This is a genomic window from Brachybacterium sp. P6-10-X1, assembly GCF_001969445.1.
In the GTDB taxonomy this organism is placed as follows: Bacteria; Actinomycetota; Actinomycetes; order Actinomycetales; family Dermabacteraceae; genus Brachybacterium.
On record NZ_CP017297.1, the window covers coordinates 1,482,279 to 1,497,239 of the forward strand.

At 72.7% G+C, this 14,961-nt stretch carries 12 protein-coding genes; 7 read left to right on the forward strand and 5 right to left on the reverse strand.

From position 1 onward, the window contains the following. Positions 1–27 precede the first annotated feature (27 nt). Genes BH708_RS06805 through BH708_RS06820 form a run of 4 tightly spaced genes read right to left on the reverse strand, consistent with a single transcriptional unit; the run spans position 28 to position 4,310 of the window. Positions 28–1,392, reverse strand: a complete 1,365-nt coding sequence (locus BH708_RS06805; RefSeq protein ID WP_076807627.1) for an ATP-binding protein — start codon at positions 1,390–1,392, stop codon at positions 28–30. Positions 1,393–1,395: 3 nt separating this feature from the next. Then, positions 1,396–2,091, reverse strand: a complete 696-nt coding sequence (locus tag BH708_RS06810) for a response regulator transcription factor (protein ID WP_076807629.1) — start codon at positions 2,089–2,091, stop codon at positions 1,396–1,398. Positions 2,092–2,139: 48 nt separating this feature from the next. Then, entirely contained in the window at positions 2,140–3,306 is a 1,167-nt protein-coding gene (locus tag BH708_RS06815) for an adenylate/guanylate cyclase domain-containing protein (RefSeq protein WP_076807631.1), read from the reverse strand. Further along, the gene (locus BH708_RS06820) at positions 3,303–4,310 is read right to left on the reverse strand and encodes a biotin--[acetyl-CoA-carboxylase] ligase (RefSeq protein ID WP_253705499.1); all 1,008 of its coding nucleotides are present in this window, start codon (positions 4,308–4,310) and stop codon (positions 3,303–3,305) included. Before BH708_RS06820 ends, BH708_RS06815 begins: the two co-directional genes overlap by 4 nt. A 190-nt stretch (positions 4,311–4,500) precedes the next feature. On the opposite strand from BH708_RS06820, the gene BH708_RS06825 reads away from it, so the two are divergent. The 5 genes from BH708_RS06825 to BH708_RS06845 all read left to right on the forward strand — a co-directional run bounded on the left by BH708_RS06825 (position 4,501) and on the right by BH708_RS06845 (position 10,722). Continuing rightward, positions 4,501–6,090: an acyl-CoA carboxylase subunit beta gene (locus BH708_RS06825; RefSeq protein WP_076807634.1), complete on the forward strand. Its 1,590-nt coding sequence runs from the start codon at positions 4,501–4,503 to the stop codon at positions 6,088–6,090. Next, positions 6,087–6,362, forward strand: a complete 276-nt coding sequence (locus BH708_RS06830) for a hypothetical protein (RefSeq protein WP_076807636.1) — start codon at positions 6,087–6,089, stop codon at positions 6,360–6,362. Before BH708_RS06825 ends, BH708_RS06830 begins: the two co-directional genes overlap by 4 nt. A gap of 74 nt (positions 6,363–6,436) precedes the next feature. Next, positions 6,437–8,116 carry a DUF885 domain-containing protein gene (locus BH708_RS06835; protein WP_076810910.1) on the forward strand — a complete coding sequence of 560 codons (1,680 nt, stop codon included), beginning with the start codon at positions 6,437–6,439 and terminating at the stop codon, positions 8,114–8,116. Further along, entirely contained in the window at positions 8,113–8,889 is a 777-nt protein-coding gene (locus BH708_RS06840; protein ID WP_076807637.1) for a nucleoside triphosphate pyrophosphatase, read from the forward strand. The genes BH708_RS06835 and BH708_RS06840 overlap by 4 nt, the downstream gene beginning before the upstream one ends. A gap of 54 nt (positions 8,890–8,943) precedes the next feature. Next, positions 8,944–10,722 carry a biotin carboxylase N-terminal domain-containing protein gene (locus tag BH708_RS06845; RefSeq protein ID WP_076807639.1) on the forward strand — a complete coding sequence of 593 codons (1,779 nt, stop codon included), beginning with the start codon at positions 8,944–8,946 and terminating at the stop codon, positions 10,720–10,722. A gap of 87 nt (positions 10,723–10,809) precedes the next feature. On the opposite strand, the gene BH708_RS06850 is transcribed toward BH708_RS06845, so the two are convergent. Continuing rightward, positions 10,810–12,276, reverse strand: coding sequence for an NAD(P)H-quinone dehydrogenase (locus tag BH708_RS06850; protein ID WP_253705500.1), 1,467 nt, complete (start codon positions 12,274–12,276; stop codon positions 10,810–10,812). An 81-nt stretch (positions 12,277–12,357) separates the two neighbouring features. Between BH708_RS06850 and BH708_RS06855 the strand changes: the two genes are divergently transcribed. Further along, positions 12,358–13,209, forward strand: coding sequence for a purine-nucleoside phosphorylase (locus BH708_RS06855; protein ID WP_076807641.1), 852 nt, complete (start codon positions 12,358–12,360; stop codon positions 13,207–13,209). Then, positions 13,209–14,954 carry a phospho-sugar mutase gene (locus BH708_RS06860; RefSeq protein ID WP_083713345.1) on the forward strand — a complete coding sequence of 582 codons (1,746 nt, stop codon included), beginning with the start codon at positions 13,209–13,211 and terminating at the stop codon, positions 14,952–14,954. The genes BH708_RS06855 and BH708_RS06860 overlap by 1 nt, the downstream gene beginning before the upstream one ends. The last annotated feature ends 7 nt before the right edge of the window (positions 14,955–14,961 follow it).

Here is a 14,961-nt window from a genome sequence, read left to right on the forward strand (position 1 = left end):
GTCGACACGGCGGTCAGTGTACGAGCCTCAGGCCCGTGAGCGCGGGCGGCGCCGGACCACGGACCCCTGCGGGAGGCTCTCGAGATCGTCGCCGGCCCCGCTCGGAGGGTCCTCGACGACCTCCGGATCCACCACGTCCTCCCCGGGGGCGGAGATGAGGAACACACCGAAGGTCGGGGGGGTCTCGGTGAGGAGCTCGAGACGTCCCCCATCGTCCTCGACCAGGGTGCGGGCCAGGGCCAGGCCGACGCCGGTGCCCGAGGAGCTGCGCCCGGAGATGGAGCGCTCGAAGATGCGCGTGCCGAGCTCGGGGTCGATGCCGCCGCCCTCATCGGTCACCTCCACCACCGTGGAGTGCTCGTTGCGGCGCACCTTCACCGTGGTGCGGCCGTCGCCGTGCGTCAGGGCGTTCTCGAGCAGGGTGGCCACGACCTGGGTGAGCGGACCGGTCGATCCCCAGACGGCGGCGCTGCGCGGCACCTGGATGCGCAGCTCGCGGTGGGCGCGGCGGTAGGCCGGCGACCACTCCTCGCTCTGCTGGGTCAGCACGGAGCGCAGCTCGACCACGCCGGGCGTGCGGTTCTGCGAGGAGCGCGGCGCGTTGATGAGGTCGTGGACCACCTCGGTGAGGCGGTCGATCTGCTCCAGGGAGATGCGCGCCTCCTCGCGCACCCACTCCTCGGAGCTGGTCGCGAGGATCTCGTCCAGCCGCATGGACAAGGCGGTCAGCGGGGTGCGCAGCTGATGCGAGGCGTTGGACGCGAGCTGGCTCTCCGCCTCCAGGCGCTCGGTCAGCATCGCGCCCGAGCGGATCAGCTCCTCGGCGACGTCGTCGATCTCACTGATCCCCGAGGGACTCCACGGGCCGCGGGCGCGCCCGGAGCCCATCTCCTCCGCGCGCCGGTTCAGCCGGGCCAGCGGCATCGAGATCCGTTGGGCCTGCCACAGGGCCACGGACGCGCCCACGGAGAGCGCGGAGAGGCCGGCGACCACGATGATCACCCAGGCGCTGGCGGTGTGCGCGCGCACGTCGGACTGCGGGACGGACACCACGATGTCCTGCTGCTCGGATCCGCGAACGCGGACCTCGAGCGGGTCGTCCCCAGGAGGATCACCCGCCGTGATCGTGTCGTCCTCGCGCGTGGTCACCGAGATGGCGATGTTCAGATCGGTCTGCTCGTCGACGATGCCCTGCAGCAGGGCCTCGTCCAGGGGCCTGCCCTCACTCAGCCGTGCGTCGGTCGCGACCCGCACGTCGTCGAGGATGTCGCTCGCCTCGTCGGAGAGCCTCTGCTTGGCCAGCTGCAGCCAGGACCAGCCCAGCGGGATGCCCAGCAGCAGCACCGCCAGGACCACGGTGATGATCGTGGCCTGCAGGACGCGTTGCCACACCCGTCAGCTCTCCGCTCCGGTCTCGAAGCGGAAGCCGACGCCGCGGACCGTCGTGATCCGGCGCGGGTTGGTGGCGTCGTCGCCGAGCTTCCGGCGCAGCCAGGAGACGTGCATGTCGAGGGTCTTGGTCGAGCCCCACCACTCGGCGCCCCAGACCTCGCGCATGAGGTCGTCGCGGGTGACGACGCTGCCGGACTCGCGCACCAGCACGGTCAGCAGGTCGTACTCCTTGGCCGACAGGCTCAGCTCCTCGCCGTCGACGTAGGCGCGGCGGGCGGACACGTCGAGCGTCACGCCGTTGACGTCGAAGGCGTCGCCGGTCTCCTCCACCGCCTGGGTGCGCCGCATCAGGGCCCGGATGCGGGCCTGCAGCTCGCCGAGGCGGAAGGGCTTGGTGACGTAGTCGTCGGCGCCGGCGTCGAGCCCGACCACCGCATCGACCTCGTCGGCCCGGGCGGTGAGGATCAGGATCGGCGATTCGAGGCCGCCCTTGCGCAGACGGCGGGCGACCTCGAGGCCGTCCAGATCGGGCAGTCCGAGATCGAGGATCACGACGTCGATCGGGTCCCCTCCGGCCGCGATCGCGAGCGCATCCATCCCGCGCGAGGCGCGCGTGACGGTGTACCCCTCGCGGTCCAGGGCGCGGGAGAGAGGTTCAGCGATGGCCGAGTCGTCCTCGACGAGAAGCAGTCGTGTCACGCAATCCATCCTATGTCGCAGCGGATGACGGGGCGCGCGGCCCCGTCCTCACAGACCCAGGTCCAGCGGTGCCGAGCGGTCGCGACGCATCGCCTTGACCTGCACCGTCCCGATGCCGTGGAGCTCCACGTCCTCGCCCTCGCTGAGGGCGAAGCCTCCCGGCAGCGCCTGGGTGACGGACTCGGCGGTCTCGGCATCGACCATGACCGCTCCCGGCCGGGCCACGGACTCCATCCGGGCGGCGAGGTTGACCTTGGGCCCGAAGACGTCACCGTACCGGGAGAACATCGATCCCCAGGACATGCCCACCCGGATCGGGGGCAGCCGGGAGTCCGCCGTGATGACCTCGGCGAGGCTGACGGCGATCTGCGCGCCGTCCTCGGGCGTGTCCGCCAGGAACATGATCTCGTCGCCGACGGTCTTGACCACGCGGCCGCCGCCGACGGAGATGACGTCGCGGCTCACCGCCTCGAAACGACCGACGACGTCGGCGAGCTCGCTGCCGGAGAGGTCCTGGGCCAATCGGGTGAACTGCACCAGGTCCGCGAAGCCGACGGCCCGCTGCAGGGGGAACAGCTCGTCGGTGTCGCGGTGGAGCACCTCGGAGCCGGCCCGCGCGGCATAGGCCGCGAGCTGCCGACGGAAGGCGAACATGACCTGGGACTCGAGGGTCTCGAGCAGCTCGGGGATCGAGTCGAGCATCTGCTGGCGGGCCTCGGCGTCGTCGGCCCCGTCGGCGTGCTTGGCCTCGTCGACCAGCGCCTCGGTGATCCACATGGCCAGCCGTCCCATGTGGAAGCCCAGCCCGCGGGTGATGCTGGCGAAGGCCCGCTCGGAGAGCACCCCCTCCTCGACGATCGCCGAGAGGTCACCGATCGAGTAGGCGTCCTCCTCGGTGAACACCACCGTGTCCTCGTCGACCGGGCTGAAGCCCAGCGAGCGCCAGTACACGGCGGCCAGCCGCTCCGGGATGTCCTGCTGCTCGGCGAGATCCCGACGCGAGAACTTGCGCGGGCCCTGCAGCAGCACCTTCTCGAGCGCGCCGACGCTGCGGCGCACCTCGGCGAAGCGACGGTTGAGGTCGAGGATCTCCTGGTCGTCGAGCGACGTCTGCACGAGATCGGGGGACTGCTCCGGGGGCACGCTCGCCGGCTCCGACGGGGATGGCCCCGCGGAGGTGGTCGTGTGCTCCAGGTCTTCGGTTCCGCCCGTCACGTGCCGTGCTCCTCCTGTCCAGCGCCGCCCGCGGCGCCCGTCGCGAGCCGAGCGGGTCCGCCCGGCCTCACATGTCTCACGTCGCCGACGTCCACGGCCCGGCGGCCCCCGGTCTCGAGGTCCACCACCAGGCGACCGTGCCCGTCTACGGCCCGGGCGATCCCGTGCAGCGAGGGAGACCGTGCTCCGCCCGCACCGACCGATCCCAGCGGATCGACCCGCACCGACTGCCCGAGTGTGAGGCACGTCATAGTGTAACGGTGCGCGGATCCGGCCGCCTCCGCGTCCCCCGTGGTGGACTCCAGCGCCCCCAGTTCGGCGGCGAGCGCGTCCACGAGGTGCTGCTCGATCCGTCGGCGCACCCCCTCGGCATCGGCCGCCTCCCCGTCGGCCGCCTCCCCGCGACCGCCGCCCCGGCGGCGGATCCCGCCGTCCCCGAGCAGCCAGGCGGCGCCCGGGACCTCCGCGCCGTCCCCGTCAGGGACCGGTCCGCGCACGTTCAGTCCGATGCCGATCAGCACGACGTCGCTCCCCCGCCCCTCGACCAGGATCCCGCCCAGCTTCCGGCCGTCGGCGACGTGGAGGTCATTGGGCCATTTCAGACCCAGATCCGGGCCCTGTGCCCCGACCGCCTCCGTGACGGCCCCGAGCGCGGCGAGTCCCGCCACCAACGGGATCCAGGTGCGCCGCTGCGGGGGGAGAGAGGTGCGGTGGACGTAGGTCAGGTACACATTGCCGCCGGCCGGGCTCGCGAAGCGTCGGCCCAGCCGACCGCGGCCGGCGGTCTGCTCGCCGGTGGCGACCGCGAACGGCGCATCGAGCCCTGCGCCCAGCAGCCGCGCCGCCTCGTCCTGCGTCGAGTGCACCCGCGTCCGCCGATGGATCACGGGGGTCGGGAGCGCCCCGGGGTCGGGGGCGGCATCGGAGCCGGGGTCGACGGCGGGGTCGACATCGGAGTCGGGATCGACGGCGGAGTCGGCATCGGAACGGTCCACTGTCCTCACGCCCCTTCCTGTCGTCCTGATGACGACTCTCACACGGGATCGACCTGGTCGGAGACATGCCCGACGAGACGGGGTGCGCGCCCGGTCCGTACCGGTCGCCGACACCCCTCGTCGACTGTTCGTAGCGTAGTATCCCGGTGTTCATCTCCCCGGATTGATGGCGGCCCCACGGGCCGCAGCAGGAGGCTCCGTGACCGACGCCCCGCGGCCGCTCACCACCGCCCAGCGACTCGAGGACCTCCGCGAGCGCGACGCCGCCGTGGTCTCCGCCGCCGACGAGGTCGCCGTCCAGAAGCAGCACGCCCGGGGCAAGAAGACGGCCCGCGAGCGCATCGCCGATCTGCTGGACGACGGATCCTTCGTCGAGACCGACCGCTTCGTGCGCCATCAGGCCCGCAGCTTCGGCATCGACGCCAAGCGGCCCGACGGCGACGGCATCGTCACCGGCCACGGCACCATCGACGGCCGCCAGGTGTGCGTCTACGCCCAGGACTTCACGGTCTTCGGCGGTTCCCTCGGGGAGGCGCACGGACGAAAGATCCAGAAGATCCAGGACCTCGCCCTGACCACGGGGGTGCCGGTCATCGGCATCCTCGACGGCGGCGGCGCCCGCATCCAGGAGGGAGTGGCCTCGCTGGCCGCCTTCGCGGGCATCATGCGGCGCAACACCCGCGCCTCGGGCGTGGTCCCGCAGATCGCCATGATCATGGGCCCGGCGGCCGGCGGCGCCGTGTACTCCCCAGCCCTCTCCGACTTCATCGTGATGGTCGAGAAGACCTCGCACATGTTCATCACGGGCCCCGATGTGATCCGGACCGTGACCGGGGAGGACGTCGGCTTCGAGGAGCTCGGCGGGGCCCGCACGCATTCCTCTCGCTCGGGGGTGGCGCACTACATGGCCCCCGACGAGGACGAGGCCATCGAGTACGTCAAGGACCTCCTCAGCTACCTGCCGGCCAACACCCTCAGTCCGGCGCCGTCCTTCCCGGTGCGCTTCGAGGAGACGCCCACGCCGCAGGACACCGCGCTGGACGCCCTCATCCCGGACTCCCCGAACCAGCCCTACGACATGCTCACGGTGCTGCGCACGGTCCTGGACGACGAGGAGTTCCTCGAGGTCCAGCCATTGTTCGCCCAGTCCATCCTGGTCGGGTTCGGGCGCGTGGAGGGCTACAGCGTGGGCATCATCGCCAATCAGCCCTCGCACCTGGCCGGCACCCTGGACATCGACGCCTCCGAGAAGGCGGCGCGGTTCGTGCGCCTGTGCGACGCGTTCAACATCCCGGTGCTGACCTTCGTGGACGTGCCCGGCTTCCTGCCCGGCACCGACCAGGAGTTCGGCGGCATCATCCGGCGCGGCGCGAAGCTGCTGTACGCCTACGCGGAGGCCACCGTCCCGCTGGTCACGGTCATCACCCGCAAGGCCTACGGCGGCGCGTACATCGTGATGGGCTCGAAGGACCTCGGGGCGGACATCAACCTCGCCTGGCCCACGGCACAGATCGCCGTGATGGGCTCGCAGGGAGCGGTCAGCATCCTGCACCGTCAGCACCTGCGCACCGTGCAGGAGGAGGGCGGGGACGTCGCGGCCGAGCGCACGGCGCTGGAGACGGAGTACGAGGAGCAGTTCGCCACCCCGTACACCGCCGCCGAGCGCGGTTGGATCGACGGTGTGATCCGCCCGGCCGAGACCCGCCTCGAGATCGCGCGGGCGCTGCGGGCGCTGCGCACCAAGCGCGACTCCCTGCCCACCAAGAAGCACGGGAACATCCCGCTGTGAGCGAGCAGGATCCATCCTCCGAGCAGCCGGTCGCGCCCCACGCCGACGTCCGTCTGGTCCGGGGCAGTCTGGCCGCCGACGAGCTGGCGGCGATCGCCGTCGTCGTCTCGGCGATGAGCGTGACCAGTCGCCTGGAGGCGGACGAACGGGCCCTGGCAGAGGGGCGCGTCGGCGGACCGGGCGCCTGGAGCGACCCCGTGCACAGCCATCCGCGCTCGCACGCCCTGCGCCACCACGCCTCCGCCGCGGCCTGGCAGTTCTCCGACCGCTGAGCCGTCCCGTGCCTCGCGACACGGGCGCGGCGACCTCGGCCCGGGGCTCGGTCGGTGCCCACTACACTCGCCCCATGTCCGAGCCCCCCTTCCCCGGTCCTGTCCGGGCCTCCACCGCCCTGGACCGCCTCGCCGACGAGCACGTCGACCTCAGCGTCCGCCTGGACCCGTTCCTGGCCACCGAGCTCGGCATCCCCGGCCACGACGGCGACGTCACCGATTTCTCCCCGGCCGCGTCCGCCGAGCGCACCGATGCCGCCCGCTCTCTGCTGCGACGGATCGCGGAGGTTCCCGACGAGGATGCGACGGATGTCGTGACCCGGGCCGCCCTGAGCGAGCGGCTGGGGCTGGAGATCGAGCTCGCCGAGCAGCGTCTGGACGTCGCCACCGTCAACAACCTGGCCTCGCCCCTGCAGTCCCGGGACGCGCTGGACCAGATGCCGACCGCGACCGCCGAGGACTGGCAGGTGATCGCCGAACGGATGGCCGCCCTGCCCCGGTCGCTGTCCAGCTGGGCCGAGTCGCTGCACGACGCCGCGGACCATGGCGTGCTCTCCTCTCGCCGCCAGCTGCACCTCGGCGCGGAGCAGGCCCGCGGCTACGCGGCCCCCGGCAGCTTCTTCGACACCTTCGCCGCCGACGCCGTCGGGGACGAGACGCAGCGGGGTCGGGTCGCCGCCGCGTCCCGCACCGCCGCGGAGGGCTACCTCGAGCTCGCCGAGGTGCTGGAGTCCCTCGCCGAGCGCGCCCCGACGGAGGACGCGGTGGGGAGGGACGCCTACTCCCTCGCCTCGCGCACCTTCCTGGGGATGCAGATCGACGTCGACGAGACCTACGCCTGGGGGATCGAGGAGCTGCGCTCCGTGGTCGCCGAGCAGGAACAGGTCGCCGAGCGGATCAACGAGCGCTACGGGACCGGAGGAGGTCGCTCCGTCGCCGCCGCGAAGGAGGCCCTGGACCGCGACCCTGCCCGGGTGCTGCACGGCACCGACGAGCTGCAGGCCTGGATGCAGCAGCTCAGCGACCGCGCGATCGACGACCTCGCCGGTACCCACTTCGACATCCCCGAGCCCCTGCATCGTCTCGAGTGCCGCATCGCGAGGACCGGTTCGGGCGGGATCTACTACACCGGCCCCAGTGAGGATCTCACCCGGCCCGGCCGCATGTGGTGGGACGTCCCCGCCTCCACCACCGAGTTCCGCACCTGGCTGGAGACCACGACCGTCTACCACGAGGGCGTTCCCGGCCATCACCTTCAGGTGGGCACCCAGACCCTGCAGGCGAGCACCCTGAACCGCTGGCGTGCGCTGATGTGCTGGGTCTCCGGCCACGGCGAGGGCTGGGCGCTGTACGCCGAGCGGCTCATGGATCAGCTCGGCTACCTCGCCGACGACGGGGACCGGCTCGGCATGCTCGATGCGCAGCGGCTCCGGGCCGGACGCGTCGTGCTCGACATCGGGCTGCACGTCGGCCTGCCGATGCCCGAGGGGATCGCCGGATCCGCCGGTGGCGGATGGAGCTACGAGAAGGCCTGGGACTTCATGAGCGTCCACTGGGGCGTCACCGAGGCCGAGCAGCGCTTCGAGCTGCACCGCTACCTGGGCTGGCCCGGGCAGGCCCCCTCCTACAAGATCGGCCAGCGCATCTGGGAGCAGCTGCGCGAGCGGGACGCCGGTCCGGCCCGCGACTTCCACCGCCGTGCCCTCGAACTGGGCAGTCTGCCGCTCTCCGTCCTCGAAGGAGCCCTGTCATGACCGACCGTCACGCCGCGACGTCCCCGGACGGCGTCGCCGACGGGCCGCTCGAGCACGATCCGCTGCTGCTGCTCGCCTCCGCCTCGGCCGGCCGGCGCGCCACCCTGCGCGCCGCCCGCATCGAGCACGGCACCCTGCCGGTCGACCTCGACGAAGAGGCGATCCTCACCACCGCCCGCGAGCGCGCCGCCGCCTCCGGGGACCCCGAGGATGTCCTCACCTCCGCGGTGGAGGTCCTGCTGCTGGCCCGGGAGAAGGCATTGGCCGCGACCGCCCGCAGCGAGGGCGGCTACGTGGTGCTCGGGTGCGACTCGATGCTCGAGCTCGACGGCGTCTCCATCGGCAAGCCCCACACGCCCGCACGAGCAATCCGGGGCTGGCAGGCGATGCGCGGGCGTACGGCGACCCTGCACTCCGGGCATTGGCTGGTCGATGACCGTGACGAGGCCGACGGCGGCACGGCGGCGACCTTCGGGGCCACCGCCAGCTGCCGCGTCACCTTCGCGGACGTGACCGACGAGGAGATCGACGCCTATGTCGCCACCGGCGAGCCCCTCGGCGTCGCCGGAGGGTTCACCCTCGACGGCGTGGCCGGGCCGTTCCTCGAGGGTGTCGAGGGCGACCCGCACGCCGTCGTCGGCCTCTCCCTGCCGCTGCTGCGACGGATGCTCGGCGAGATCGGCATCGCCGTCCACGAGCTGTGGGATGACGCACTGCTGCCCACCGCCCCCGACGACTCCCCTGCCACCGGGTCGTCACCTGCGACCGTGTGAGCCCGTGCGGTACTAGACTCGGCCTCTGCTGACTCCCGGAAGGAACCCTCGCCCATGCCCGCACGCTCTTCCAAGCCCCGCCCCCTGTCCACGGTGCTGATCGCCAACCGTGGGGAGATCGCGGTGCGGGTCGCCCGAGCCTGCCGGGATGCTGGGCTCCGCTCGGTCGCCGTGTACGCCGATCCGGACCGCGACGCGCTGCACACGCAGATCGCCGACGAGGCCTACGCCCTGGGCGGCACCACCGCCGCCAGCTCCTACCTGGTCGTCGACAAGATCCTGGACATCGCCCACCGCTCCGGGGCGGACGCGATCCATCCCGGCTACGGGTTCCTCTCCGAGCGGGCCGATTTCGCCCAAGCGGTCATCGACGCCGGGCTGACCTGGATCGGCCCGCCCCCGTCGGCCATCGAGAAGCTCGGCGACAAGGTCTCGGCCCGCCACATCGCCCAGAAGGCCGGCGCGCCGCTGGTCGCCGGCACCAAGGATCCCGTCCAGAACTCCGACGAGGTCGTGGACTTCGCCCGCACCAACGGTCTGCCGATCGCGATCAAGGCCGCCTTCGGCGGCGGTGGCCGCGGCCTGAAGGTCGCCCGGGAGGAGTCCGAGGTCCGCGAGCTGTTCGACTCCGCCGTGCGCGAGGCGGTCGCCTCCTTCGGGCGCGGCGAGTGCTTCGTGGAGCGCTACCTCGACGCGCCCCGGCACGTGGAGACCCAGTGCCTCGCGGACATGCACGGCACCGTCCAGGTGGTCTCCACCCGGGACTGCTCCCTGCAGCGCCGTCATCAGAAGCTGGTCGAGGAGGCGCCCGCGCCCTTCCTCTCCTCCCAGCAGAACGCGCAGCTGGTCTCCTCCTCCAAGGCGATCCTGCGCGAGGCCGGATACGTCGGGGCCGGTACCTGCGAGTTCCTCGTCGGGGCCGACGGCACCATCTCCTTCCTCGAGGTCAACACGCGCCTGCAGGTCGAGCATCCCGTGACCGAGGAGGTCGCCGGCGTCGACCTGGTGCGCGAACAGCTGCGCATCGCCGCCGGCGAGACCATCTCCGCCGAGGATCCCGTCTCGCGCGGGCACTCCTTCGAGTTCCGCATCAACGGTGAGGACCCGGGCCGCGGCTTCATGCCCGCCCCGGGCCGGATCCAGCGCTACGACGTGCCCTCCGGCCCCGGTGTGCGCATCGAGTCGGGCGTGCGCGCGGGAGACGAGATCTCCGGCGCCTTCGACTCCATGCTGGCCAAGCTCGTGGTCACCGGGGCCACGCGGCAGGAGGCCCTCGAGCGCTCCCGTCGGGCGCTGGCCGAGTTCCGCGTCGACGGCCTCCCGACGGTCCTGCCCTTCCATCGGGCCGTGGTCGAGGACCCCGCCTTCGCACCGGCCGGCCCGGAGGAGCCCTTCACCGTCCACACCCGCTGGATCGAGACCGAGTTCCACAACGATCTCCCGGCCGCCCCGCTGCCGGCCCAGCCCGACGAGCCCGAGGACCGCGAGGCCGTCGTGGTCGAGGTCGACGGCCGCCGGGTCGAGATCAGCCTCCCCGCCTCCCTGCGCGCGCCCCAGCAGCCGGTGCACCAGCGCCGCAAACGCAGCCATCGCGGGGTGGGCGATTCCGCCGCCGGGGGCAACGCGGTGACGGCACCCATGCAGGGGACCATCGTGAAGATCGTCGCCGAGGAGGGCCAGAGCGTGGCCGACGGCGACCTGCTAATCGTCCTCGAGGCGATGAAGATGGAGCAGCCCATCACGGCGCACCGCTCCGGGATCGTCAAGAACCTGGCCGCCGAGATCGGCGCGACCGTCTCCGCGGGCGCCGTGCTCTGCCAGATCGACGACTGAACGGTGCCGGATCCTCGGCTCGGGAGCATCGCGCCGGGCTGAGCGGGCCGACGGGCTGACGACCGACTGGCCGACCGGCCGCGCCGGTCAGCGGGTCGCGGTGATGCTCGCCCGGCGCGCGACCTCCGCGAGGGAGCCGGTCAGCGAGGGGTACACGGTGGACGTGTCGGCGACCTGGTCCGCGGTGAGACGGTGGGCGACCGCCAGGGTGTAGGGCAGGATCAGCTCGCTGGCCCGCGGGGAGACCACCACGGCGCCGAGCACGGTGTGCGACCCGGGGCGCACGATGAGCTTCACGAAGCCCTCGGAGAGTCCTTGCATCTTCGCGCGGGGATTGGTGTCCAGCGGCAGGGTGAGCACCTCGCCGGCGACGACGCCGCCGGCCACGTCCTGCTCGCTCACCCCGACCACGGCGATCTCCGGGCTGGTGAAGATCGCCGAGGAGACCTGCGCGGAGATCAGCGGGGAGACGGCATCGCCCAGGGCGTGGTGCATGGCGATGCGCCCCTGCATCGCGGCGACCGAGGCCAGCGGGTAGACCCCGGTGCAGTCACCGGCGGCGTAGATCCCGCGCACCGAGGTGCGCGAGACCCTGTCGGTGTCGATGTGGCCGCTGTCCTCGACCCGCACGCCTGCTTCCACAAGACCCAGATCGGAGGTCCAGGGGATCCCGCCGAGTGCCATCAGCGCATGGCTGCCGGCGATCTCCTCTCCCGAGGTGAGGGTGACGATCACGCCGTCCTGCGTCCGGCGCGCGGAGGCCGCTCGCGATCGGGATCGCACGTGCACGCCGCGCCGGGCGAAGGCGTCCTCGAGCACGTCGGCCGCGTCCCCGTCGGTGCCGGGCAGCACCTTCGCTCGGGAGGAGACCAGGGTGACCTCGCTGCCCAGGGCCCGGTAGGCGCTGGCGAACTCCGCACCGGTCACACCGGAGCCGACCACGATCAGGTGCTCGGGCAGGCTCTCCAGCGCGTACACCTGCGTCCAGTTCAGGATCCGCTCCCCGTCGCAGGGCGCGGTCCCCAGCTCGCGCGGGCGGGCGCCGACGGCCAGCAGGATCACGTCGGCCCCGAAGGACTCGCTGACCGCGCCCGCGCCGTCGAGGACCTCCACGGCGGAGGCCCCGGCGAGGCGACCGCGACCGTCGACGACCTGCACCCCGGCCTCCACCAGGCTCGCGCGGATGTCCGCGGACTGTGCCGCGGCGAGACGCTGGACACGGGCGTTGACCGCGCCGAGGTCGACGTCCAGGCTGCCGGCCCCGGGGGCGGAGCCGTCCTCGGCGTCGCGGATCCCGAGCTGCCGGGAGGTGCCGACGACGTCGAGGACGTCGGCCGTGGCGATGAGGGTCTTGGAGGGGACGACGTCGGTGAGCACGGCCGCGCCCCCGATGCCCCGTTCCTCGACCAGGACGGTCTCGGCTCCCTGGCGCGCCGCGGTCAGCGCGGCCTCGTAACCGCCGGGACCGCCGCCGATGATCACCACCCGCGAACGGTCACCGGCACCGGCGACACGGTGGGGGTCCGACGAAAGGGCGGTGCTGGGATCGCTCACATCCTCCATTGTGGCTCACCGCGCCGAGGCCGGGGCCCGTTTCTGCGGCGGGGAGGCGGCGGGCTGCGTTACCTTCGATCCATGACTGAGACCCCCTCCGACCCGTACCTACTCGCCCGCGACGCCGCCGCCGCGATCGCCGAGGCCAGCGGCGTCGCCTCCCATGACCTCGCCCTGGTGCTGGGCTCCGGCTGGGCCGGCGCCGCGGACCTGCTCGGCGAGACCGTCTGGCAGGCCGACGCCACCACGATCCCCGGGTTCCGGCCCCCGGCGGTCGCCGGCCACGTGGGCACCCTCCGCTCGATCCGCGTCGCCGGCAGCGGCGCCCGCGCTCTGGTCCTGGGTGCCCGCACCCACTTCTACGAGGGGGCCGGCGTGGACGCGGTGGTGCACGGCGTCCGCACGGCCGCGGCCACCGGCGCCCGCACCATGGTGCTGACCAACGGCTGCGGCGGGATCGACCCCTCGTGGACCCCGGGAACCCCGGTGCTGATCGCCGACCAGATCAATTTCTCCGGGGCGACGCCGCTGGAGGGAGCGAACTTCGTGGACCTCACCGACCTGTACACCCCAGCGCTGCGGGACATCGCCCGCGAGGTCGATCCCGGCCTCGACGAGGGGGTGTACATGCAGTTCCGGGGGCCGACGTACGAGACCCCCGCGGAGGTGCAGATGGCCCGGACCCTCGGTGCGCACCTGGTCGGCATGTCCACGGCCCTCGAGGCGATCGCCGCCCGCGAGGCCGGGATGGACGTGCTGGGCATCTCCCTGGTGACGAACCTGGCGGCGGGCATCAGCGCCCAGGCGCTGAGCCATCAGGAGGTCCTCGAGGCGGGCCGCGACGCAGGGCCGCGGATCTCGGCGCTGCTGGCCGAGACCGTCCGCCGCATCACCGGCGGCGCCCCGTCGGCCGCGGCCGACGGGCGGGCGTGATGGCTCCCGACGACGACCCCACCGCTCCCACCGCCCTGGATCCGGCCCTCCACGAGCGCGCGGAGGCCTGGCTCGCGGACGACCCCGACCCCGCGACCCGTGCGGCGCTGACCTCCCTGCTCGAGCAGGCCCTGGCCGGGCGTGAGCCGGCGATCGAGGAGCTCGCCGATGCGTTCTCCGGCGAGCTGGAGTTCGGCACCGCCGGTCTGCGCGGCCGAATGGGCCCGGGGTCGAACCGCATGAACCTCGCGGTCGTCTCCCGTGCGGCCCGCGGCCTGGCCGACCACCTGCTCGAGGACCTGTCCCTGGTCGAGCCGCTGGTCGTGATCGGGTACGACGCCCGGTACAACTCCCGGGACTTCGCCCGCGCCTCAGCGGCGATCCTGACCTCGGCCGGCTGCCGGGTCGGGCTGTTCCCGCGCCACGGTCCCACTCCCCTGGTGGCGTTCGCCGTGCGGCATCTGGAGGCCGACGCCGGCATCGTGGTCACCGCCAGTCACAACCCGCCCGCGGACAACGGGTACAAGGTCTACCTCGGCGGCCGCGCCGCCGACGAGACCGGTCGCGGCGTGCAGATCGTGCCGCCGTCGGACGGACGGATCGCCGCCCGCATCGCCGCCGTCGGCCCGGCGAGCTCGATCCCCGTCGCCGACTCGGGCTGGGAGCTGCTGAGCGATCAGCTGCACGAGGACTACCTCACGGCGATCTGTGCGCTGCCGGACCCGGCCGGCCCGCGGCAGGTGCGCATCGTGCACACCGCGATGCACGGCGTCGGCACCGAGACGGCGCTGGCCGCGCTGGCCCGCACCGGCTTCGCCGAGGTGCACACGGTGGCCAAGCAGGCCGATCCCGATCCGGACTTCCCCACGGTCCCCTTCCCGAACCCCGAGGAGCCGGGCGCGATCGATCTCGCCCTCGACCTGGCCCGCACGGTCGAGGCCGACGTGGTGATCGCCAACGATCCCGACGCCGACCGCTGCGCGGCCGCCGTGCGCGACGAGCACCTCAGCGACTGGAGGATGCTGACCGGCGACGAGCTGGGCGTGCTGCTGGGGGATCACCTGATCCGCCGCCATGGGTATCACGGGGTCCTCGCCCGCTCGATCGTCTCCAGCCGCTGGCTGGGCCGGGTCGCGCAGCAGGCGGGTCTCGAGCCCGCCACGACCCTGACCGGCTTCAAGTGGATCACGCGGGCACCGGGCATCGTCTACGGCTACGAGGAGGCGATCGGCTACTGCGTGCTGCCCGAGGTGGTGCGCGACAAGGACGGGCTCTCCGCTGCGCTCATGGTCGCCGAGATGGCCGCGCTGGCGCGGGCCGAGGGGACGACGCTGATCGCTCGGCTCGACGAGCTGGCCGCGGAGCACGGCCTGTTCGCGACCTCGCAGCTGTCGATCCGGGTCGAGGACCTCGCCCTGATCCCCGCGATGATGCGGCGGCTGCGCACCACCCCGCCGACACAGCTGCTGGGCTCCGCGGTGACCACCACCGAGGACCTCTCCGAGGGATCGGTCCCGACCACCGGGCTGCCGCCGACCGAGGGCATGCTGCTGCTCAGCGCGGAGGACACGCGCGTGGTGGTGCGACCCTCGGGCACGGAGCCGAAGCTGAAGTGCTACCTCGAGGTGGTCCAGCACGTTCCCGCGGGAACGTCCGCGACGGAGATGACGCGGCTGCGGGCGCGCTCCGGCGAGCGCCTGGACCAGCTCCAGGGCGAGCTGCGCGAGGCGCTCGGGCGGGCCTGACCTCGGT

Coding starts and splice junctions, on each gene's coding strand:
- BH708_RS06835 (WP_076810910.1), top strand. CDS start 6,437: ATGTCCGAGCCCCCCTTCCCCGGTCCTGTCCGGGCCTCCACCGCCCTG.
- BH708_RS06840 (WP_076807637.1), top strand. CDS start 8,113: ATGACCGACCGTCACGCCGCGACGTCCCCGGACGGCGTCGCCGACGGG.
- BH708_RS06845 (WP_076807639.1), top strand. CDS start 8,944: ATGCCCGCACGCTCTTCCAAGCCCCGCCCCCTGTCCACGGTGCTGATC.
- BH708_RS06855 (WP_076807641.1), top strand. CDS start 12,358: ATGACTGAGACCCCCTCCGACCCGTACCTACTCGCCCGCGACGCCGCC.
- BH708_RS06860 (WP_083713345.1), top strand. CDS start 13,209: ATGGCTCCCGACGACGACCCCACCGCTCCCACCGCCCTGGATCCGGCC.